This is a genomic window from Burkholderia sp. BCC1996 (assembly GCF_905339955.1).
GTDB lineage: Bacteria > Pseudomonadota > Gammaproteobacteria > Burkholderiales > Burkholderiaceae > Burkholderia.
The window spans coordinates 147,894-167,589 of record NZ_CAJPHM010000016.1 but is presented as its reverse complement, the minus strand read 5'-3'; the positions used below and the strand labels follow the sequence as shown (position 1 = coordinate 167,589).

22 protein-coding genes and 1 riboswitch are annotated in these 19,696 nt (G+C 67.8%); of the genes, 21 read left to right on the top strand and 1 reads right to left on the bottom strand.

From position 1 onward, the window contains the following. Positions 1-45 precede the first annotated feature (45 nt). The gene (locus U4Z64_RS23500) at positions 46-1,815 is read right to left on the bottom strand and encodes an ABC transporter ATP-binding protein/permease (RefSeq protein ID WP_044845970.1); all 1,770 of its coding nucleotides are present in this window, start codon (positions 1,813-1,815) and stop codon (positions 46-48) included. Positions 1,816-2,083: 268 nt separating this feature from the next. Continuing rightward, a riboswitch (TPP riboswitch) is annotated at positions 2,084-2,207 on the top strand. Between the two features lie 234 nt (positions 2,208-2,441). On the opposite strand from U4Z64_RS23500, the gene U4Z64_RS23495 reads away from it, so the two are divergent. The 21 genes from U4Z64_RS23495 to hisA all read left to right on the top strand — a co-directional run bounded on the left by U4Z64_RS23495 (position 2,442) and on the right by hisA (position 19,653). After that, the gene (locus U4Z64_RS23495) at positions 2,442-3,578 is read left to right on the top strand and encodes an FAD-dependent oxidoreductase (RefSeq protein WP_321821234.1); all 1,137 of its coding nucleotides are present in this window, start codon (positions 2,442-2,444) and stop codon (positions 3,576-3,578) included. Positions 3,579-3,610: 32 nt separating this feature from the next. Then, positions 3,611-3,808 carry a sulfur carrier protein ThiS gene (thiS, locus tag U4Z64_RS23490; protein ID WP_014898319.1) on the top strand — a complete coding sequence of 66 codons (198 nt, stop codon included), beginning with the start codon at positions 3,611-3,613 and terminating at the stop codon, positions 3,806-3,808. A gap of 38 nt (positions 3,809-3,846) precedes the next feature. Next, the gene (locus tag U4Z64_RS23485; RefSeq protein ID WP_039322226.1) at positions 3,847-4,662 is read left to right on the top strand and encodes a thiazole synthase; all 816 of its coding nucleotides are present in this window, start codon (positions 3,847-3,849) and stop codon (positions 4,660-4,662) included. Then, a complete protein-coding gene (gene thiE, locus U4Z64_RS23480) occupies positions 4,659-5,783 on the top strand; it encodes a thiamine phosphate synthase (protein ID WP_321801619.1) in 1,125 nt (374 codons plus the stop codon). The genes U4Z64_RS23485 and thiE overlap by 4 nt, the downstream gene beginning before the upstream one ends. Positions 5,784-5,867: 84 nt before the next feature. Beyond that, positions 5,868-6,689: an ABC transporter ATP-binding protein gene (locus U4Z64_RS23475; RefSeq protein WP_044845966.1), complete on the top strand. Its 822-nt coding sequence runs from the start codon at positions 5,868-5,870 to the stop codon at positions 6,687-6,689. Further along, positions 6,686-7,453, top strand: a complete 768-nt coding sequence (gene mlaE, locus U4Z64_RS23470; RefSeq protein ID WP_006762098.1) for a lipid asymmetry maintenance ABC transporter permease subunit MlaE — start codon at positions 6,686-6,688, stop codon at positions 7,451-7,453. Before U4Z64_RS23475 ends, mlaE begins: the two co-directional genes overlap by 4 nt. Positions 7,454-7,477: 24 nt before the next feature. Then, the gene (mlaD, locus tag U4Z64_RS23465; RefSeq protein ID WP_044845964.1) at positions 7,478-8,038 is read left to right on the top strand and encodes an outer membrane lipid asymmetry maintenance protein MlaD; all 561 of its coding nucleotides are present in this window, start codon (positions 7,478-7,480) and stop codon (positions 8,036-8,038) included. Positions 8,039-8,070: 32 nt separating this feature from the next. After that, positions 8,071-9,036 (top strand): VacJ family lipoprotein, encoded by a 966-nt coding sequence (locus U4Z64_RS23460; RefSeq protein ID WP_321821244.1) that lies wholly within the window; start codon positions 8,071-8,073, stop codon positions 9,034-9,036. 110 nt (positions 9,037-9,146) lie between these two features. After that, the gene (locus U4Z64_RS23455) at positions 9,147-9,776 is read left to right on the top strand and encodes a phospholipid-binding protein MlaC (protein WP_044846000.1); all 630 of its coding nucleotides are present in this window, start codon (positions 9,147-9,149) and stop codon (positions 9,774-9,776) included. Further along, positions 9,773-10,048, top strand: coding sequence for a lipid asymmetry maintenance protein MlaB (locus U4Z64_RS23450; RefSeq protein WP_044845962.1), 276 nt, complete (start codon positions 9,773-9,775; stop codon positions 10,046-10,048). The genes U4Z64_RS23455 and U4Z64_RS23450 overlap by 4 nt, the downstream gene beginning before the upstream one ends. A 192-nt stretch (positions 10,049-10,240) precedes the next feature. Continuing rightward, the gene (locus U4Z64_RS23445; RefSeq protein WP_044845961.1) at positions 10,241-11,167 is read left to right on the top strand and encodes an ABC transporter ATP-binding protein; all 927 of its coding nucleotides are present in this window, start codon (positions 10,241-10,243) and stop codon (positions 11,165-11,167) included. Next, positions 11,164-11,919: an ABC transporter permease gene (locus tag U4Z64_RS23440; RefSeq protein WP_044845960.1), complete on the top strand. Its 756-nt coding sequence runs from the start codon at positions 11,164-11,166 to the stop codon at positions 11,917-11,919. Before U4Z64_RS23445 ends, U4Z64_RS23440 begins: the two co-directional genes overlap by 4 nt. Before the next feature lie 50 nt (positions 11,920-11,969). After that, positions 11,970-12,209: a BolA family protein gene (locus tag U4Z64_RS23435; RefSeq protein WP_006477131.1), complete on the top strand. Its 240-nt coding sequence runs from the start codon at positions 11,970-11,972 to the stop codon at positions 12,207-12,209. Positions 12,210-12,223: 14 nt separating this feature from the next. Next, the gene (gene murA, locus U4Z64_RS23430; RefSeq protein WP_321821233.1) at positions 12,224-13,573 is read left to right on the top strand and encodes a UDP-N-acetylglucosamine 1-carboxyvinyltransferase; all 1,350 of its coding nucleotides are present in this window, start codon (positions 12,224-12,226) and stop codon (positions 13,571-13,573) included. Then, positions 13,570-14,223 carry an ATP phosphoribosyltransferase gene (hisG, locus tag U4Z64_RS23425; protein ID WP_006751807.1) on the top strand — a complete coding sequence of 218 codons (654 nt, stop codon included), beginning with the start codon at positions 13,570-13,572 and terminating at the stop codon, positions 14,221-14,223. Before murA ends, hisG begins: the two co-directional genes overlap by 4 nt. Before the next feature lie 24 nt (positions 14,224-14,247). Then, positions 14,248-15,564, top strand: coding sequence for a histidinol dehydrogenase (gene hisD / locus U4Z64_RS23420; RefSeq protein WP_044845958.1), 1,317 nt, complete (start codon positions 14,248-14,250; stop codon positions 15,562-15,564). Positions 15,565-15,688: 124 nt separating this feature from the next. After that, a complete protein-coding gene (hisC, locus tag U4Z64_RS23415; RefSeq protein ID WP_321821232.1) occupies positions 15,689-16,762 on the top strand; it encodes a histidinol-phosphate transaminase in 1,074 nt (357 codons plus the stop codon). A gap of 63 nt (positions 16,763-16,825) precedes the next feature. After that, positions 16,826-17,413, top strand: a complete 588-nt coding sequence (hisB, locus tag U4Z64_RS23410; RefSeq protein WP_006751804.1) for an imidazoleglycerol-phosphate dehydratase HisB — start codon at positions 16,826-16,828, stop codon at positions 17,411-17,413. Between the two features lie 62 nt (positions 17,414-17,475). Beyond that, positions 17,476-18,096 carry a YchE family NAAT transporter gene (locus U4Z64_RS23405; protein WP_044845956.1) on the top strand — a complete coding sequence of 207 codons (621 nt, stop codon included), beginning with the start codon at positions 17,476-17,478 and terminating at the stop codon, positions 18,094-18,096. Then, positions 18,093-18,734: an imidazole glycerol phosphate synthase subunit HisH gene (hisH, locus tag U4Z64_RS23400; protein WP_044845955.1), complete on the top strand. Its 642-nt coding sequence runs from the start codon at positions 18,093-18,095 to the stop codon at positions 18,732-18,734. Before U4Z64_RS23405 ends, hisH begins: the two co-directional genes overlap by 4 nt. A 163-nt stretch (positions 18,735-18,897) precedes the next feature. After that, positions 18,898-19,653: a 1-(5-phosphoribosyl)-5-[(5-phosphoribosylamino)methylideneamino]imidazole-4-carboxamide isomerase gene (gene hisA / locus U4Z64_RS23395; protein WP_034183653.1), complete on the top strand. Its 756-nt coding sequence runs from the start codon at positions 18,898-18,900 to the stop codon at positions 19,651-19,653. Positions 19,654-19,696: the final 43 nt, after the last annotated feature.

The window sequence follows — 19,696 nt, the reverse complement described above, 5'->3', positions numbered from 1 at the left end:
GGAAGAGAAGGCCGGCGCGGCATGCGCCGGCCTTCTGTTGTGCGGTTACGCGGCGACCTTGTCGCTGTCGTTCACGCGTTCGACGTTGATCGTGCCGACGTGGAACGCGGCCAGCGACTCGCGGTGCGCGATGCTGACGATCGCGGCCTTCGGCAGCCGTTCGGCGAACAGGTGGTAGAGCCGCGCTTCGTTGTCCGCGTCGAGCGCGCTCGTCGCTTCGTCGAGGAACAGGAAGTCCGGCTTGTGAAGCAGCACGCGCGCGCCGGCGAGACGCTGCTGTTCGCCCGGCGACAGCACGCGCGTCCAGTGGCCGGTCTCGCCGAGGCGCTCGACGTAGTCTTCGAGGCGGCACGCGCGCAGCGCGTCGCGGCACGCGTCGTCGGTGAACGTGTCGGGCGCGGCCGGATACGTGAGCGCTGCTTTCAGCGTGCCGATCGGCAGGTAACTCGTCTGCGGCACGAACATCATCCGCGCGCCGACCGGCGCGTCGATCGCGCCGTCGCCGAACGGCCAGAGGCCCGCGAGCGCGCGCATGAACGTGCTCTTGCCGGAACCCGACTTGCCGATCACGAGCCAGCGCGAGCCGGGTTCGATCGTCACGTTGCCGATGTTCGCGAGCGCGTTGCCGTTCGGCAGCGCGAGCTTCAGCGACGACGTCGACAGCTTCGCGGCATCGACGTAGTGCAGGTTGATGCCGCCGTGCTCGGTCGCGGGCGACAGGCTTTCCTTCAGGTGCGACGTGCCCATCACGCGCTTGAATTCACGCAGACGGTTGACGGTGGCGCGCCATTCGACGAGGGTCGAGTAACTGTTGATGAACCACGAGAACGAATCGCTGACGGTGCCGAACGCGGACGAGATCTGCATCAGCACGCCGAACGAGAACGCGCCGGCGAAATAGCGCGGCGCCGCGACGACGAGCGGGAAGATGATCGCGATCTGCCCGTAGAAGCTCAGCACGAACGTGAGGCGCTTCGTGTACTTCATCACGCGCCACCAGTTGTCGCGAATGCGCGTGAACAGGCTCTGCGCGTTGGCGGTCTCGGTTTTTTCGCCATCGTAGAACGCGATCTGCTCGGCGTTCTCGCGCACGCGGATCAGCCCGAAGCGGAAGTCGGCCTCGACGCGCTGCTGCTGGTAGTTGATCGACACGAGCGGGTGACCGACCTTCTGGATGATCAGCGAGCCGACCACCGCGTACAGCGCGGCCGCCCACACCATGTAGCCGGGGATCGTGATCGGCGTTGCGCCGAGCGAGAGCGTGAGCGCGCCGGCGAGCGACCACAGGATCGTGATGAACGACACGAGCGTGACGACCGTCGACAGCAGGTCGAGCGACAGCGCGAGCGTCGTCGTCGCGAACGACTGGAGGTCGTCGGTGATCCGCTGGTCGGGGTTGTCGGCGAGGCGGTCGCGTTCGATCCGGTAGAACGCGCGATCGCCGAGCCACTGGCCGAGAAAGCGGTCGGTCAGCCACTGGCGCCAGCGGAACCCGAGCATCTGGCGCAGGTAGCGTCCGTACACCGCGAGGATGATGAAGCCGAACGCGAGCGCGGAGAACTGCATCAGCAGGTTCGGGAAGTCGTGGACGTCCTTCGACTGCAGCGCGTTGTAGAACTGCGCGTTCCACTTGTTCAGCTTGACGTTGATCCAGACCACGCAGAGGTTGATCGCGATGATCGTGACCAGCAGCCCCCACGCGACTTTCCATTCGGACGACACCCAGTAGGGCTTGATGAGGCTCCATGCGGATACCGGGCGCTCGTCCTGCGGCGCGTCGGAGGCGGAGCGGACGGGATCGATCGATTGGGTCATGTGCTTCCTGATGAGTAGCCGGCGCGCGGGCCGGGCGGAGCCGGACGCGCGCCGCGATACGGCATGCCGGGACGAGGTGCCGACTGACGGCGGGCGTCCGGATGGTGGCCCGCGCGTCTTAAACGGCACTTAAGGCCGGCGGTGACGCGGCAACCGGCCGCTCGCGCGGCCGGCCTGCGGGCATTGTGCCAGAGCGGCGCGGCCCGACGGCGAATTTGCCGCAAGGGGACAGTTTGCGGCGCTTTCCGCTTTTATGGTCTAATGGCCGACGACGAAACAGGGGTGCTTCGAGCGCGGCCGACGGACAGTTCCGGGCAACGCGGCGAGGCTGAGAAAGACCCTTCGCACCCGATCCGGGTAATACCGGCGAGGGAAGTTTCTGATCCCGCCGGGCCGCGCTGGCCGCCATCCCACATGGTCAGCGCCCGAGTCCCGCCCGGCCGGCCTTTGCTGCCGGTTTCGTCCTTTTGGGTACGCGCGTCGCGCGTTACGGAAGGAATGATGACCGCTCAATCTTCAGTCTTTTGCGCTGTTCCCGATCCGCTGTCGCGTGCGTCTGCACGGGACCGTGTGCGCGCGTCGACGTCCGTCGCATGCGCCCGCCTGGTTCGCGGGGAGGGGGCGCGATGAACCTCCATGCTTCCCGGCCGGATTTCGCGGTACTCGGCGGCGGCCTCGTCGGCCGCCTGATTGCGTGGCGGCTCGCGGGCGACGGGCATCGCGTCGCGCTGTACGAACGCGGCGGCCCGGACGGCGAGCAGTCGGCCGCGTGGGTCGCGGCCGCGATGCTCGCGCCGCTCGCCGAGGCGGCGAGTGCCGAGCTGCTGATCACCGAGCTCGGCGCCGCATCGCTCGCGCGCTGGCCGCAATGGCTCGCGGAACTGCCCGAACCGGTGTTCTTCCAGCAGCACGGCACGCTCGTCGTCTGGCATCACGCGGATCGTGCCGAGGCGCCGTTGTTCGAGCGGCGCGTGCGCGCGAACGCGCCGGCCGAGCTGTTCGACGGCGGCTTCGTCGCGCTGGCCGGTGCGCAGGTCGACGCGGCCGAGCCCGCGCTCGCGGGGCGCTTCGCGCGCGGCCTGATGCTGCCGCGCGAAGGGCAGCTCGACAACCGGCAGGCGCTGTGCGCGCTCGCGGCGGGCCTCGCGCAACGCGGCGTCGAGCTGCACTGGCACGCGACGATCGACGACGCGAACCGGCCCGACGCGCATTTCACGATCGATTGCCGTGGGCTCGGCGCGAAATCCGCGCTGCCCGCGCTGCGCGGCATCCGCGGCGAAGTCGCGCGCGTGCATGCGCCCGGCATCGGGCTCACGCGGCCCGTGCGGCTGCTGCATCCGCGCTATCCGCTGTACATCGCGCCGAAACAGGACGACCTGTACGTGATCGGCGCAACCGAGGTGGAGGGCGAGGACATGTCGCCCGTCAGCGTGCGCTCGGCGCTCGAACTGCTGAGCGCGGCGTTCTCCGTGCACCCGGCATTCGGCGAGGCGCGCATCCTCGAACTCAACGCGCAGTGCCGCCCGACGCTGCCCGACCATCGCCCGGCGGTGATCTGGGACGGCGCGACGACGCTCGCCGTCAACGGCCTGTACCGGCACGGCTTCATGATCGCGCCGGAAGTCGCGCATGCGGCGGTCGCGTTCGCGCACGCCGCGCTCGGCGGCACGTTCGCCGATGCCGACGCGTTCGCCGCGTGGCGCGATGCCGCGCGCTGGCCGACGCTCCTTCATCACCGCGACGACGCGCGCCAGCCGGCCTGACGCGCGCCGCCGACCGAATTCGATCAAGCCTCATGGATATCCAGATCAACCAACAGACGCTGACGCTGCCCGACGGCGCGACGGTGGCCGACGCGCTCGCCGCGTACGGCGCGCGTCCGCCGTACGCGGTCGCGCTGAACGGCAATTTCGTCGCGCGCACGCAGCATGCGGCGCGCGCGCTCGCGACGGGCGACAAGCTCGACGTGGTGCACCCCGTCGCGGGCGGCTGAGCGCCGCCGGTTCGCCCCCGCTCTTCCAGGAAAACGACATGACGTCCCTCACTTCCGCCGACGCGCTGACGCTGTACGGCGAAACCTTCGCAAGCCGCGTGCTGCTTGGCACGTCGCGCTATCCGTCGCTGCAGTCGCTGTCCGACTCGATCGCCGCGTCGCGCCCCGGGATGGTGACGGTCGCGCTGCGCCGCCAGATGACCGGCGGCACCGCCGAGGCCGGTTTCTTCGACCTGCTCAAGCGTCACGCGGTGCCGCTGCTGCCGAACACGGCCGGCTGCCAGACCGTCGCCGAGGCGGTGACGACCGCGCACATGGCGCGCGAGGTGTTCGACACCGACTGGATCAAGCTCGAGCTGATCGGCGACGACTACACGCTGCAGCCCGACCCGGTCGGGCTGATCGAGGCGGCCGCGCAACTGGTCAAGGACGGCTTCAAGGTGCTGCCTTACTGCACCGAGGATCTCGTGATCGGCCGGCGCCTGCTCGACGTCGGTTGCGAGGCGCTGATGCCGTGGGGCGCGCCGATCGGCACCGGCAAGGGCGTCGTGAACCCGTACGGGCTGCGCGTGTTGCGCGAGCGGCTGCCGGACGTGCCGCTGATCGTCGACGCGGGGCTCGGGGTGCCGTCGCACGCGTGCCAGGTGATGGAGTGGGGTTTCGACGGCGTGCTGCTGAACACGGCCGTGTCGCAGGCCACGCACCCGGAGATCATGGCGCGCGCGTTCGCGCAGGGCGTCGAGGCCGGCCGTGCGGCCTACCTCGCCGGGCCGATGGATGCGCGCGAGACCGCGCATGCGAGCACGCCGGTCGTCGGGATGCCGTTCTGGCACCAGGACGGGGGCGGCGCATGAGCGCGCGCTTCGCCGATGCCTTCTGGCCGCCGGCCGACGAGCTGGCCGAAGCGGCCGAGCGGATTCGCGCGCGCCTCGGCGACTGGCCGGCCGGCACGACGCCGTGGCGGCTCTGCGTCGTGGCGCCCGACGTGCCGGCCGACGGCGACGTGCTGATCGTGTCGGCCGGCGACCGTGCCGCGCAGGCGCGCGCGTCGGCCGCATCGCGCCCCGCATCGCCGGATGCGGTCGCGATCGAATTCGACGAGCGCGGCGCCGTGCTGCATGCCGCGGGCGTGCGCCACGCGCTGGAAGCCGCGCATCCGCTCGCCGACGACTGGATCGCGGCGCTCGCCGCGTTCCTCGACTGCGGTTTCGCGCCGATCGACGCGCTGGTGCTCGCGCTGGCGTGGCGCGACGGCGACGAAACGCGCGATGCCGATGCGTGGCCGGTCGACGCGGCACGGTTTCCGCGTGTCGCCGGCCTGGCCGCCGCACCGGAGCCGGCATTCCCGCCGTGCCCCGCGCAACTGGGCCTGTATCCGGTCGTCCCGGATGCCGAATGGGTCGAGCGCGTGCTGGAATGCGGCGCGCGGACCGTGCAGCTGCGCGTGAAAGGCGCGGAGCCGGACGCATTGCGCCGGGAGATCGCGCGCGCGGTCGCGGCAGGGCGCCGCTATCCCGATGCGCGCGTGTTCATCAACGATCACTGGCAGATCGCAGTAGAAGAGGGTGCGTACGGCGTACATCTGGGCCAGGAGGATCTGGAAACGGCCGATCTGGCCGCGATCGCGCGCGCCGGCCTGCGGCTCGGGCTGTCGAGCCACGGTTATTACGAGATGTTGCGGGCCTTGCACGAGCGCCCGAGCTATCTGGCGCTCGGTCCCGTCTACGCGACCGCGACCAAGGCAGTCGCGGCGCCGCCGCAGGGCCTGGCGAGAATTGTCCGCTATGCGCGCTTCGCGGGGGCGCGGGCGCCGCTCGTCGCGATCGGCGGCGTGGGGCTCGACGCGTTGCCGGACGTGCTGGCGACGGGCGTCGGCAGCGTCGCGGTCGTCAGTGCGGTAACGGGCGCGATCGATTATCGGGCGGCGATTGTTGCATTGCAGCAATGCTTTGCCCGACAATTTGACAATCATTGACCGCAGGGCCCGGAACGGCGTCACGACATCATTCCAATGCAGGCCCTATAATTCGGCGTTCTGCGTAAAAGGACTGTCAGCTCCGTGAGCCCCACTCCTACCGAGACCCTGCTGGAACTTCGCGACGTCGACTTTGGCTACGGCGACCGCCTCGTCCTGTCGAACCTGAACATGCGCTTCGGGCGCGGCCAGGTCGTCGCCGTCATGGGCGGGTCGGGTTGCGGCAAGACGACCGTGCTGCGCCTGATCGGCGGGCTGGTGCGCGCACGCCGCGGCCAGGTGCTGTTCGACGGCGCCGACGTCGGCGCGCAGACGCGCGACGGCCTGTACGCGCTGCGCCGCAAGATGGGCATGCTGTTCCAGTTCGGCGCGCTGTTTACCGACATGTCCGTGTTCGAGAACGTCGCGTTCGCGCTGCGCGAACACACCGACCTGCCCGACGACCTGATCCGCGATCTGGTGCTGATGAAGCTCAATGCGGTCGGCCTGCGCGGCGCGCGAGACCTGATGCCGTCCGAGGTGTCGGGCGGGATGGCGCGCCGCATCGCGCTCGCGCGCGCGATCGCGCTCGACCCGCAGCTCATCATGTACGACGAACCGTTCGCGGGCCTCGATCCGATCTCGCTCGGCATCACCGCGAACCTGATCCGCACGCTGAACGAGGCGCTCGGAGCGACGTCGATCCTCGTCACGCACGACGTGCCGGAATCGTTCGCGATCGCCGACTACGTGTATTTTCTGGCCAACGGCGGCGTGCTCGCGCAGGGTACGCCCGACGAGCTGCGCGCATCGACCGACCCGAGCGTGCGCCAATTCATCGACGGCGCGCCGGACGGCCCGTTCAAATTTCATTACACGAGCCCGCCGCTGGCAGCGGATTTCGGGCTCGGCGGAGGGCGCGCATGATCAGCGCGATCGGACGTTACGTCATCGGCGGCCTCGAGCGCGCGGGCTACGGCACGCGGCTGTTCGTGCGCCTCGTGCTGGAATTCTTCCCGCTGTTGCGCCGGCCGCGGCTGGTCACGAAGCAGATCCACTTCCTCGGCAACTATTCGTTCGTGATCATCGCCGTGTCGGGCCTGTTCGTCGGCTTCGTGCTCGGCCTGCAGGGTTATTACACGCTGAATCGCTACGGGTCCGAGCAGGCGCTCGGCCTGCTGGTCGCGCTGTCGCTCGTGCGCGAGCTCGGCCCGGTCGTGACCGCGCTGCTGTTCGCGGGCCGCGCGGGCACGTCGCTGACGGCCGAGATCGGCCTGATGAAGGCCGGCGAGCAGCTCACCGCGCTCGAGATGATGGCCGTCGACCCGGTCAAGACGGTGATCGCGCCGCGCCTGTGGGCCGGCATCATCGCGATGCCGCTGCTCGCCGCGATCTTCAACGCGGTCGGCGTGCTCGGCGGTTATTTCGTCGGGGTCGTGCTGATCGGCGTCGATCCGGGCGCGTTCTGGTCGCAGATGCAGGGCGGGGTCCAGGTATGGGCCGACGTCGGCAACGGCGTGATCAAGAGCATCGTGTTCGGGTTCGCCGTGACCTTCATTGCGCTGTTTCAAGGGTATGAAGCGAAGCCCACGCCCGAGGGCGTGTCGCGCGCGACGACCAAGACGGTCGTGTTCGCGTCGCTCGCCGTACTCGGCCTCGATTTCCTGCTGACCGCGCTGATGTTCAGCTAAGCCTCAGCCAAGCCAAATTTTGGGATGACGATGAAAAAGACTGCTCTCGACTTCTGGGTCGGCCTGTTCGTGGTGGTGGGCTTCCTTGCGGTGCTGTTCCTGGCGCTCAAGGTCGGCAACATGAGCTCGCTGTCGTTTCAGCCGACCTACTCGGTGCGGATGAAATTCGACAACATCGGCGGGCTGAAGCCGCGCGCGGCCGTGAAGAGCGCGGGTGTCGTGGTCGGCCGTGTGAAGGCGATCGGCTTCGATCCCAACACCTACCAGGCGCTGGTGACGATCGATATCGACGGCCAGTATCCGTTCCCGAAGGATTCGTCCGCGAAGATCCTGACGTCGGGCCTGCTCGGCGAGCAGTACATCGGCCTCGATCCGGGCGGCGACACCGAAATGCTGAAGGCGGGCGATACGATCACGATGACGCAGTCGGCGATCGTGCTCGAGAATCTGATCGGCCAGTTCCTGTACAGCAAGGCAGCCGACGCGGGTGGCGCGAAGCCGGCATCCGGCGCCTCGGCTGCACCGGCGGCGCCCGCACCGGTCGCGGTGCCGGCCTCCGCGGTGTCCGGTTCGGCCGCCCAATAACCACACGAGAGAAAGACCAGAGGGTAATGACCATGCAGACGATCCGCATCAGGCACGCCGCGCTCGCGGTGGCGGCAGTCGCCGCGTTGAGCGGTTGCGCGACCGTGCAGACGCCGACCAAGGGCGATCCGCTCGAAGGCTTCAACCGGTCGATGTACAAGTTCAACGACACGGTCGACACGTACGCGCTGAAACCGGTCGCGAAGGGCTACCAGTACGTGGTGCCGCAGCCGGTGCGCGACAGCGTGACGAACTTCTTCTCGAACATCGGCGACGTCTACATCGCGGCGAACAATATCGTGCAGCTGCGGATCGCGGACGGCGTCGGCGACATCATGCGCGTCGTGATCAACACGGTGTTCGGCGTCGGCGGCCTGTTCGACGTCGCGACGATCGCGAAACTGCCGAAGCACACGGCCGACTTCGGGATCACGATGGGTCGCTACGGCATGCCGTCGGGTCCGTATCTCGTGCTGCCGCTGCTCGGCCCGAGCACGCTGCGCGACACGGCCGGCCTCGGCGTCGACTACGTCGGCAACCCGCTCACCTACGTGAAGCCGGACGGCCTGAGCTGGGGCCTGTTCGGCGTGAACCTCGTCAACACGCGTGCGAACCTGCTCGGCGCGGGCGACGTGCTGGATGCCGCGGCGCTCGACAAGTATTCGTTCGTGCGCAACGCGTACCTGCAACGCCGCCAGATGCTGATCGACAACGCGCGCGGCGAGGCCGCGACGACCTCGAGCAACGATGCGCTGCCGAAGTACGACCTGCCGGACGACGGCGCGGCACCGGCGGCAGCCGGTGCGGCCGGGACGGCGGGCGCCGCGGCAGTCGGTGGCGCGACGGCGCCGGCCGGCGCATCGGGCGCGGCCGTTGCCGCACCGGCGTCGGGTGCCGCCCAGGCGCCGAACCCGGCCAGCGCGACGACCGTGCCGCCGATGCAGGTGGCGCCGCCGTCGCCGGGCGGATTCCGCTTCCCGAGCATCCGGCTGCACTGACGCGCTTACATTCGTTACAGCCGGAAACGATTCAGTCGGTAGCGCACGCGAACCTTCGCGTAATCTACCGGCTCCAACCTTCGCATCGACTCTTCATGCAGGTCTCCATGATGAAAAAACTGTTCCTGATTCCCGTTTTCGCGGCGCTGTTCTCGTTCGGCAGCGCAGCTCACGCGCAAGTCGACCAGTCGAACCCGCAGGCGCTGATCAAGACGGCGACGCAGCAGGTGCTCGACGAGGTCAAGCAGCAGACGATCAAGCAGGGCGACACCAACCGCATCATTACGATCGTCAACAAGGACATCCTGCCGTACACCGATTTCCGCCGCACCACGCAGCTCGCGATGGGCCGCAACTGGCGCACGGCGTCGGCCGAGCAGCAGCAACAGGTTCAGGAGCAGTTCAAGCTGCTGCTGATCCGCACGTATTCGGGCGCGCTTGCGCAGCTGAAGCCGGACCAGCAGATCCAGTACCCGCCGTTCCGTGCCGATCCGGCCGACACCGACGTCGTCGTGAAGACGGTCGCGATGAACAACGGCCAGCCGGTCCAGATCGATTACCGCCTGTACAAGACGGCCAACGGCTGGAAGGTGTATGACCTGAACGTGCTGGGCGCATGGCTGATCCAGACGTACCAGCAGCAGTTCAACGAGAAGATCCAGCAAAGCGGCGTGGACGGCCTGATCAAGTTCCTGACGCAGCGCAACCAGGAACTTGCCGCCGGCAAGCAGGCGTCGTGAGCGGCTTCGCGGCCGGCTCCTCGCTGACCGTCGCGAGCGCGAAGTCCGCGCTCGCGGACGGTCTCGCGCGCATCGACGCGGGCGAAACCGCCGTCGACTGCGCGGCGCTGACGCAGTTCGACTCGTCCGCGCTCGCCGTGCTGCTCGCATGGCAACGTGCCGCCAAAGCGCGCGGCGCGACCCTCGACATCCTCAATCTCCCCTCGAAGCTCGCCAGCCTCGCGCGCGCCTACGGCGTCGACGCGCTCATCGACGGCACCGGGCGACATTGACCCTGTCCGACCGAAGCCTGCCGCGCCAGCCGGCGCGCGCACGCTTCAGGCCGTACGCCTTAGGCGCCGGCTCCACCAGCCGGTTTGCCCTATAATCAAGCGTTTTGCGGGGCAGCCAATCGGCGTCCGGCCCCCATTTTCTTTCGCAGCAAGCACAGAATAGGCGTCGCGGCCCTTGCGCCGCGCACAGTCATGTCAGCCATAGAAATCCGTCACGTCAAGAAGCGCTACAAATCGCTTCAGGCGCTCAAGGGCGTCAGCCTGTCGGTCGAGGAGGGCGAGTTTTTCGGTCTGCTCGGCCCGAACGGCGCAGGCAAGACCACGCTCATCAGTATCCTCGCCGGGCTCGCCCGGGCCGATGAAGGCAGTATCTCGGTGCGCGGCCACGACGTCGTCAAGGACTTCCGCGGTGCGCGCCGCGCGCTCGGCGTCGTGCCGCAGGAACTCGTGTTCGACCCGTTCTTCACCGTCCGCGAGACGCTGCGGATCCAGTCCGGCTATTTCGGGCTGCGCCGCAACGACGACTGGATCGACGAAGTGATGGCCAATCTCGACCTCACCGAGAAGGCCGACGCGAACATGCGCGCGCTGTCGGGCGGCATGAAGCGCCGCGTGCTGGTCGCACAGGCGCTCGTGCACCGGCCGCCCGTGATCGTGCTCGACGAGCCGACGGCCGGCGTCGACGTCGAGCTGCGCCAGACGCTGTGGAAATTCATCTCGCGGCTGAACCGCGAAGGCCACACGATCGTCCTGACCACGCATTACCTCGAGGAAGCCGAGTCGCTGTGCGACCGCATCGCGATGCTGCGTCGCGGGGAAGTCGTCGCGCTCGACCGCACCGACGCGCTGCTGCGCCGCTTCGCGGGCTTGCAGCTGTACCTGCGGCTGGCAACGGGCGCGCTGCCCGCCGAGCTGCGCGGGCTGGAGACCGATCCGGCCGCACGCGCGCCGGGCGAGCATCTGCTGCGTCTCGCGAGCTACGACGATGTCGAGCGGATTCTCGCGCAGTGTCGCGCGGCGGGCTGCACGTTCGACGAGATCGAGGTCCGCAAGGCCGACCTCGAGGATGTGTTCGTCCAGGTGATGAACGGAGCAGAAGTCGTCGAGGGATTGGCATGAGCGGTTTTCAAACGCTGTTCTACAAGGAACTCCTGCGTTTCTGGAAGGTGTCGTTCCAGACGGTCTGCGCACCGATCGTGACGGCGCTGCTGTACCTGACGATCTTCGGCCACGCGCTGTCGGGCCGCGTCGAGGTGTATCCGGGCGTCGAGTACGTGAGCTTCCTGGTCCCCGGCCTCGTGATGATGAGCGTGCTGCAGAACGCATTCGCGAACAGCTCGTCGTCGCTGATCCAGTCGAAGATCACCGGCAACCTCGTGTTCGTGCTGCTGCCGCCGCTGTCCTACAAGGACATCTTCGGCGCGTACGTGCTCGCGTCCGTCGTGCGCGGGCTCTCGGTCGGCGCGGGCGTGTTCGTCGTGACGATCTGGTTTATCCCGATGCATTTCGCGGCGCCGCTGTTCATCATCGCGTTCGCGCTGCTCGGCTCGGCGATCCTCGGCACGCTCGGGCTGATCGCCGGGATCTGGGCCGAGAAGTTCGACCAGCTCGCCGCGTTCCAGAACTTCCTGATCATGCCGCTGACGTTCCTGTCCGGCGTGTTCTATTCGACGCACTCGCTGCCGCCCGTGTGGCGCGAGATCTCGCGTCTCAACCCGTTTTTCTACATGATCGACGGCTTCCGTTTCGGGTTCTTCGGCGCGTCCGACATCAACCCGCTCGCGAGCCTCGCGATCGTCACCGGTTTCTTCGTGCTGCTCGCGATGTTCGCGATGCGGCTGCTCGCGACCGGCTACAAACTGCGTCATTGATATCGACGGCGGCGGCCGCCACGGGCGGCGCGCGCCGACAGGAGCCCCTCATGTTGCCGACTCCCGAACAGGTCAAGCAATACATCGCCGGCGGTCTCGCCTGCACTCATCTGGAAGTCGAAGGCGACGGCCAGCATTTTTTCGCGACGATCGTGTCGGCGGCCTTCGAAGGCAAGCGGCCGATCCAGCGGCACCAGCTCGTCTATGCGGCGCTCGGCGATCGCATGAAGCAGGAAATTCACGCGCTCAGCATGAAGACGCTGACGCCCGCCGAATGGCAGAACGCATAAACCGGAACCACTGAGTGCAAGTCACCGTCAACGAGCGCGACGCCGTCCAGAGCGTCGCCACGGCACACCCGGCCGCCAACGGGGAATCGCAGGGACATGGGATGGACAAGCTGGTGATCGAAGGCGGTCGCCGGTTGTCGGGCGAGATCGTCGTGTCGGGCGCGAAGAACGCCGCGCTGCCGATCCTGTGCGCGGGGCTGCTCAGCGCCGAGCCGGTCGAACTCGACAACGTGCCGAACCTGAAGGACGTGCGCACCACGCTGAAGGTGCTGAACCAGATGGGCGTGAAGAGCGAAGCGGACGGCTGCCGCGTGCAGCTCGACGCATCGCGCGTCGACAACCTCGTCGCGCCATACGAGCTCGTCAAGACGATGCGCGCGTCGATCCTCGTGCTCGGGCCGCTGCTCGCGCGCTTCGGCGAGGCCAAGGTGTCGCTGCCGGGCGGCTGCGCGATCGGCGCGCGGCCGGTCGACCAGCACATCAAGGGCCTGCAGGCGATGGGCGCCGAGATCAGCATCGAGCACGGCTTCATCGAGGCACGCGCGAAGCGCCTGAAGGGCGCGCGCATCGTGACCGACATGATCACGGTGACGGGGACGGAAAACCTGCTGATGGCCGCGACGCTGGCCGACGGCGAGACGGTGATCGAGAACGCGGCGCGCGAGCCGGAAGTGAGCGATCTCGCACACTTGCTGGTCGCGATGGGCGCGAAAATCGACGGCATCGGCACCGACCGCCTCGTGATCCAGGGCGTCGAGCGGCTGCATGGCGCACGCCATTCGGTGATTCCCGACCGCATCGAGGCCGGCACGTTCCTGTGCGCGGTCGCGGCGGCGGGCGGCGACGTGATGCTGACGGGCGTGCGCCCGCACATCCTCGACGCGGTGATCGACAAGCTGCGCGAGGCCGGCGTGTCGATCGAGGAAGGCGACAGCTGGCTGCGCGTGAAGATGGACCGCCGCCCGCAGGCGGTGACGATCCGCACGTCGGAATACCCGGCGTTCCCGACCGACATGCAGGCGCAGTTCATGGCCCTCAATTCGGTCGCGACGGGCACCGCGCAGGTCGTCGAGACCATCTTCGAGAACCGCTTCATGCACGTGCAGGAGCTGAACCGGCTCGGCGCGAACATCACGATCGACGGCAACACGGCGCTCGTGACGGGCGTCGACAAGCTGTCCGGCGCGAACGTGATGGCGACCGACCTGCGCGCGTCGGCGAGCCTCGTGATCGCCGGGCTGCGCGCCGAAGGCGAAACGCTCGTCGACCGCATCTATCACCTGGACCGCGGCTACGACCGCATGGAAACCAAACTGACCGCCGTCGGCGCGAACGTGCGCCGCCTCTCCGGGAGCCAAGCATGACCGCGCCGCTGACCCTCGCCCTGTCGAAGGGCCGGATTTTCGAGGAAACCCTGCCGCTGCTGGCGGCCGCCGGCGTGCAAGTGGCCGAGGATCCGGAAACGTCGCGCAAGCTGATCCTGCCGACGACCGACCCGAACCTGCGCGTGATCATCGTGCGCGCGAGCGACGTGCCGACCTATGTCGAATACGGCGCGGCCGACTTCGGCGTGGCCGGCAAGGACGTGCTGGTCGAGCACGGCGGCTCGGGCCTCTACCAGCCGATCGATCTGAACATTGCACGCTGCCGGATGTCGGTGGCCGTGCCGGCCGGTTTCGACTACGCGAACGCGGTGCGCCAGGGCGCGCGCCTGCGGGTCGCGACCAAGTACGTCGAAACGGCACGCGAACACTTCGCCGCGAAGGGCGTGCACGTCGACCTGATCAAGCTGTACGGCTCGATGGAGCTGGCGCCGCTGGTCGGGCTGGCCGACGCGATCGTCGACCTCGTCAGCTCGGGCGGCACGCTGAAGGCGAACAATCTGGTCGAGGTCGAGGAGATCATGGCGATCTCGTCGCGCCTCGTCGTGAACCAGGCTGCGCTGAAGTTGAAGCGCGCGGCGCTCAAGCCGATTCTCGACGCGTTCGAACGCGCGTCGCAGAATGGCAATTGAGCGCATCACCGTAACGGAACTTCCATGGCCATCACCATCCGCAAACTCGATTCGACCAGCGACGGCTTCGACGCCGCGCTGCGTGCGGTGCTCGCGTTCGAGGCGAGCGAGGACGAAGCGATCGAGCAGTCGGTCGCGCAGATTCTCGCCGACGTGAAGTCGCGCGGCGACGCCGCGGTGCTCGAGTACACGAACCGCTTCGACCGGCTGGACGCCAGCAGCGTCGCCGCGCTCGAACTGCCGCAGGACGCGCTGCAGACGGCGCTCGACGGCCTCGCGCCGAAGGCGCGCGCGGCGCTGGAAGCCGCCGCCGCACGCGTGCGGGCGTACCACGAGAAACAGAAGATCGAGTGCGGCACGCATAGCTGGCAGTACACGGAAAGCGACGGCACGGTGCTCGGCCAGAAGGTCACGCCGCTCGACCGCGTCGGCCTGTACGTGCCGGGCGGCAAGGCCGCCTATCCGTCGTCGGTGCTGATGAACGCGATTCCCGCGCGGGTCGCGGGCGTCGGCGAGATCGTGATGGTCGTGCCGACTCCGGACGGCGTGAAGAACGACCTCGTGCTCGCCGCGGCGCTGCTCGGCGGCGTCGATCGCGTGTTCACGATCGGCGGCGCGCAGGCGGTCGGCGCGCTCGCGTACGGCACGGCCACGGTGCCGGCGGTCGACAAGATCTGCGGGCCGGGCAACGCGTACGTCGCGTCGGCCAAGCGCCGCGTGTTCGGCACGGTCGGCATTGACATGATCGCCGGACCGTCGGAAATCCTCGTGCTGTGCGACGGCACGACCGATCCGAGCTGGGTCGCGATGGACCTGTTCTCGCAGGCCGAACACGACGAACTCGCGCAGTCGATCCTGCTGTGCCCGGACGCCGCGTTCCTCGAGCGCGTCGAGAAGGCGATCGACGAGCTGCTCCCGACGATGCCGCGCCAGGACGTGATCCGCGCGTCGCTCGAAGGCCGCGGCGCGCTGATCAAGGTGCGCGACATGGCCGAGGCGTGCCGGATCGCGAACGACATCGCGCCGGAGCACCTCGAGATTTCCGCGCTGGAGCCGCAGCAATGGGGCCAGCAGATCCGCCACGCCGGCGCGATCTTCCTCGGCCGCTACACGAGCGAAAGCCTCGGCGACTACTGCGCCGGCCCGAACCACGTGCTGCCGACCTCGCGCACCGCGCGCTTTTCGTCGCCGCTCGGCGTGTACGACTTCATCAAGCGCTCGAGCCTGATCGAAGTCAGCGCCGAAGGTGCGCAGACGCTGGGCGAGATTGCTTCCGAACTCGCATACGGCGAAGGGCTGCAGGCGCACGCGCGCAGCGCCGAGCTCCGGATGAAGGGGTGACCCGCGCGCCGGAGCCGATGCCGACGCATCGACTCCGGACGACGAGGAGACCGCGAGCGCAGGGCGGCAGCCGCCGCCCTGCCGACCAATTTGACGCCGGCGCGACGCACGCCGGCTTGAGACCATGACGACGCCACAAGACATCATCCGCCGCGACGTGCTCGCAATGACGAGCTACCCGGTGCCCGACGCGAGCGGGTTCGTGAAGCTGGACGCGATGGAGAACCCGTATTCGCTGCCGGCGCCGCTCGCGGCGGCGCTCGGCGAGCGCCTCGCGCAGGTCGCGCTGAACCGCTACCCGGCGCCGCGCCCGGGCGCGTTGCTCGACAAGCTGCGCCGCACGATGGGCGTGCCGGCCGCGTGCGACGTGCTGCTCGGCAACGGTTCGGACGAAATCATCAGCATGATGTCGGTGGCATGCGCGAAGCCGGGCGCGAAGGTGCTCGCGCCGGTGCCGGGCTTCGTGATGTACGAACTGTCCGCGAAGTTCGCGCAGCTCGAATTCGTCGGCGTGCCGCTCAAGGCCGACCTGACGCTCGACGCCGACGCGATGATCGCGGCGATCGCCGAGCACCGGCCCGCGATCGTCTATCTCGCGTACCCGAACAACCCGACCGGCACGCTGTACGACGAAGCCGACGTCGAGCGGATCATCGCGGCCGCGCGGCACAGCCTGATCGTGATCGACGAGGCGTACCAGCCGTTCGCGGAGCACTCGTGGCTGCCGCGTGCCGCCGAGTTCGACAACGTCGTCGTGATGCGCACGGTCTCGAAGCTCGGCCTCGCGGGAATCCGCCTCGGCTATCTCGCCGGGCTGCCGACCTGGCTGACCGAGTTCGACAAGGTGCGCCCGCCGTACAACATCAACGTGCTGACCCAGGCGACCGCCGATTTCCTGCTCGACCACCTCGACGTGCTCGACGCGCAGGCGGCCGAATTGCGTGCGGAACGCACGCGCCTCGCGCAGGCCGTGGCCGCGCTGCCGGGCGCGACGGTGTTCCCGAGCGCCGGCAATTTCCTGCTGGTGCGCGTGCCGGACGCGGCGGCCGTGTTCGATGCGTTGCTCACCGAGCGGGTGCTGGTCAAAAACGTGAGTAAAATGCATCCGTTGCTGGCCGAATGCGTGCGGCTGACCGTCGGTTCTCCCGACGAAAACGCGCGCCTGCTGGCTGCCTTGAAACTCGCGCTGCCCGGTTGACCCCGGGGCGGCGGCGCGCGACGATCAATCCCCATTTACATCAGACTCAATCAAGGAATTGCCATGCGTGTGGCGGAAGTCGTTCGCAATACCAGCGAAACGCAGATCCGTGTGAAGCTCGATCTCGACGGTACGGGCCGGCAGAAGCTGGCCACCGGCGTGCCGTTTCTCGACCATATGCTCGATCAGATCGCGCGACATGGTCTGATCGATCTCGAGGTCGAAGCGCATGGCGATACGCATATCGACGACCACCATACGGTCGAGGACGTCGGCATCACGCTCGGTCAGGCCGTCGCGAAGGCGATCGGCGACAAGAAGGGCATCCGCCGCTACGGCCATTCGTACGTGCCGCTCGACGAGGCGCTGTCGCGCGTCGTGATCGACTTCTCGGGCCGGCCGGGTCTCGAATTCCACGTGCCGTTCACGCGCGCGCGGATCGGCACGTTCGACGTCGACCTGTCGATCGAATTCTTCCGCGGGTTCGTGAACCACGCGGGCGTCACGCTGCACATCGACAACCTGCGCGGGATCAACGCGCACCACCAGCTCGAAACGGTGTTCAAGGCCTTCGGCCGGGCCCTGCGTGCGGCGGTTGAGCTCGACGAGCGCGCGGCGGGGCAGATTCCGTCGACGAAGGGCAGCCTCTAACTTTCGAACGGACAGGACGCCACGGATAACCTCACGGCTTCGGCGCGGCGCGCCGGCTTGCGATGGATCTGCTCAAATCGTTCATTTCCCTGCTCGCGCTGATCAATCCGGTCGGCGCGGTGCCGTTCTTCCTGAGCCTGACGGCGCAGCAGACGGACGACGAGCGGCGCCGCACGATCCGGATCGCGTCGGTGTCGGTGTTCTGCGTGATGACGGTGACGACGCTGCTCGGGCAGCAGATCATCGACTTCTTCGGCATATCGGTCGGCTCGCTCGAAGTGGGCGGCGGGATCATCATGCTGCTGATGGCGATCAGCATGCTGAACGCTCAGGCCGGCAACACCCGCTCGACGCCGGAGGAGCGCCACGAAGCCGAGCAGAAGGACAACATCGCGGTCGTGCCGCTGGCGATTCCGCTGCTCACGGGCCCTGGCTCGATCAGCACGGTGATCATCTATGCGGCGAACTCGCATCACTGGTATGAGCGAGCCGGGCTCGTCGCGATCGGCGCGGCGCTGGCTCTGCTGTGTTTCTTCGCGATGCGGCTTGCCGAGCCGATCGCGAACTGGATCGGCCGCACCGGCATCAACATCGCCACGCGGCTGATGGGTTTGATGCTGTCGGCGCTGGCGGTGGAATTCATCGTCAATGGACTGAGGGCGCTACTGCCTGCACTGAGATGAAAACTTCGATTGCGATTGTGGATTATGGGATGGGCAACCTGCGCTCGGTCGCGCAGGCGCTCAAGAAGGCCGAACCGGCCGCCGACGTGGCGATCGTCGACACGCCGGCCGCGATTCGCGCGGCCGACCGCGTCGTGCTGCCCGGCCAGGGCGCGATGCCCGACTGCATGCGCTGCCTCGGCGAATCGGGGCTGCAGGAAGCGGTGATCGAGGCGTCGCGCACGAAGCCGCTGCTCGGCGTGTGCGTCGGCGAGCAGATGCTGTTCGACTGGAGCGCGGAAGGCGACACGAAGGGCCTGGGCCTGCTGCCCGGCAAGGTCGTGCGTTTCGAGCTCGATGGCCGCCTGCAGGACGACGGCTCGCGCTTCAAGGTGCCGCAGATGGGCTGGAACCGCGTGCGCCAGTCGCAGCCGCACCCGCTGTGGGACGGCGTGCCCGACGACGCGTATTTCTACTTCGTTCACAGCTATTACGTGAGCCCGGACAACCCGGCGCACACGGTCGGCGAAACGGCCTACGGCGCGCCGTTTACGTCAGCGGTCGCGCGGGACAATCTCTTCGCGACCCAATTCCACCCCGAGAAAAGCGCGGAAGTCGGGTTGCGTCTGTATCGCAACTTCGTACACTGGAAGCCGTGAACGTGGTGCGCGAGCCACAGTTGACAGGGCGCAAACGCCTGTCGTGCGGGGCTCGCACGCTTAAGCACCGAAAGAGTTGTACTAAACTAGCGAGACGGCGCGGCACCGGTTTGGCCGGTGCGCGCCGGATTCTTTTCATTTTCCACGACGACACCCGATTGCTATGTTGCTGATTCCGGCCATCGATCTCAAAGACGGTCAGTGTGTGCGCCTCAAACAGGGCGATATGGACCAGGCCACGATTTTCTCCGAGGACCCGGCGGCGATGGCCCGCAAGTGGGTCGATCTCGGCGCCCGGCGGCTGCATCTGGTCGACCTGAACGGCGCATTCGCCGGCAAGCCGAAGAATCTCGAGGCGATCGAAGCGATCCTCGACGAAGTCGGCGACGAAATCCCCGTTCAGCTCGGCGGCGGCATCCGCAGCCTCGAGACGATCGAGAAGTATCTCGACGCGGGCCTGTCCTACGTGATCATCGGCACCGCGGCCGTGAAGGATCCGGGCTTCCTGCAGGACGCGTGCACCGCGTTCGCGGGCAACATCATCGTCGGCCTGGACGCGAAGGACGGCAAGGTCGCGACCGACGGCTGGAGCAAGCTGACGGGCCATGAGGTGATCGATCTCGCGCAGAAGTTCGAGGACTACGGCGTCGAGTCGATCGTCTACACGGACATCGGCCGGGACGGGATGCTGCAGGGCATCAACATCGAGGCGACCGTGAAGCTCGCGCAGGCGGTCGGCATTCCGGTGATCGCCAGCGGCGGCCTGTCGAACCTCACGGACATCGAGAACCTGTGCGAAGTGGAAGAGCACGGCGTCGAAGGCGTGATCTGCGGCCGTGCGATCTACTCCGGCGATCTCGATTTCGCGGCCGCGCAAAAGCGCGCGGACGAACTGAACGGCGAACTCGACAACGCGTAACCGCGGTGTCCCGTTCGCCGGGGCTGCCCGCAGGCGGCCCCGA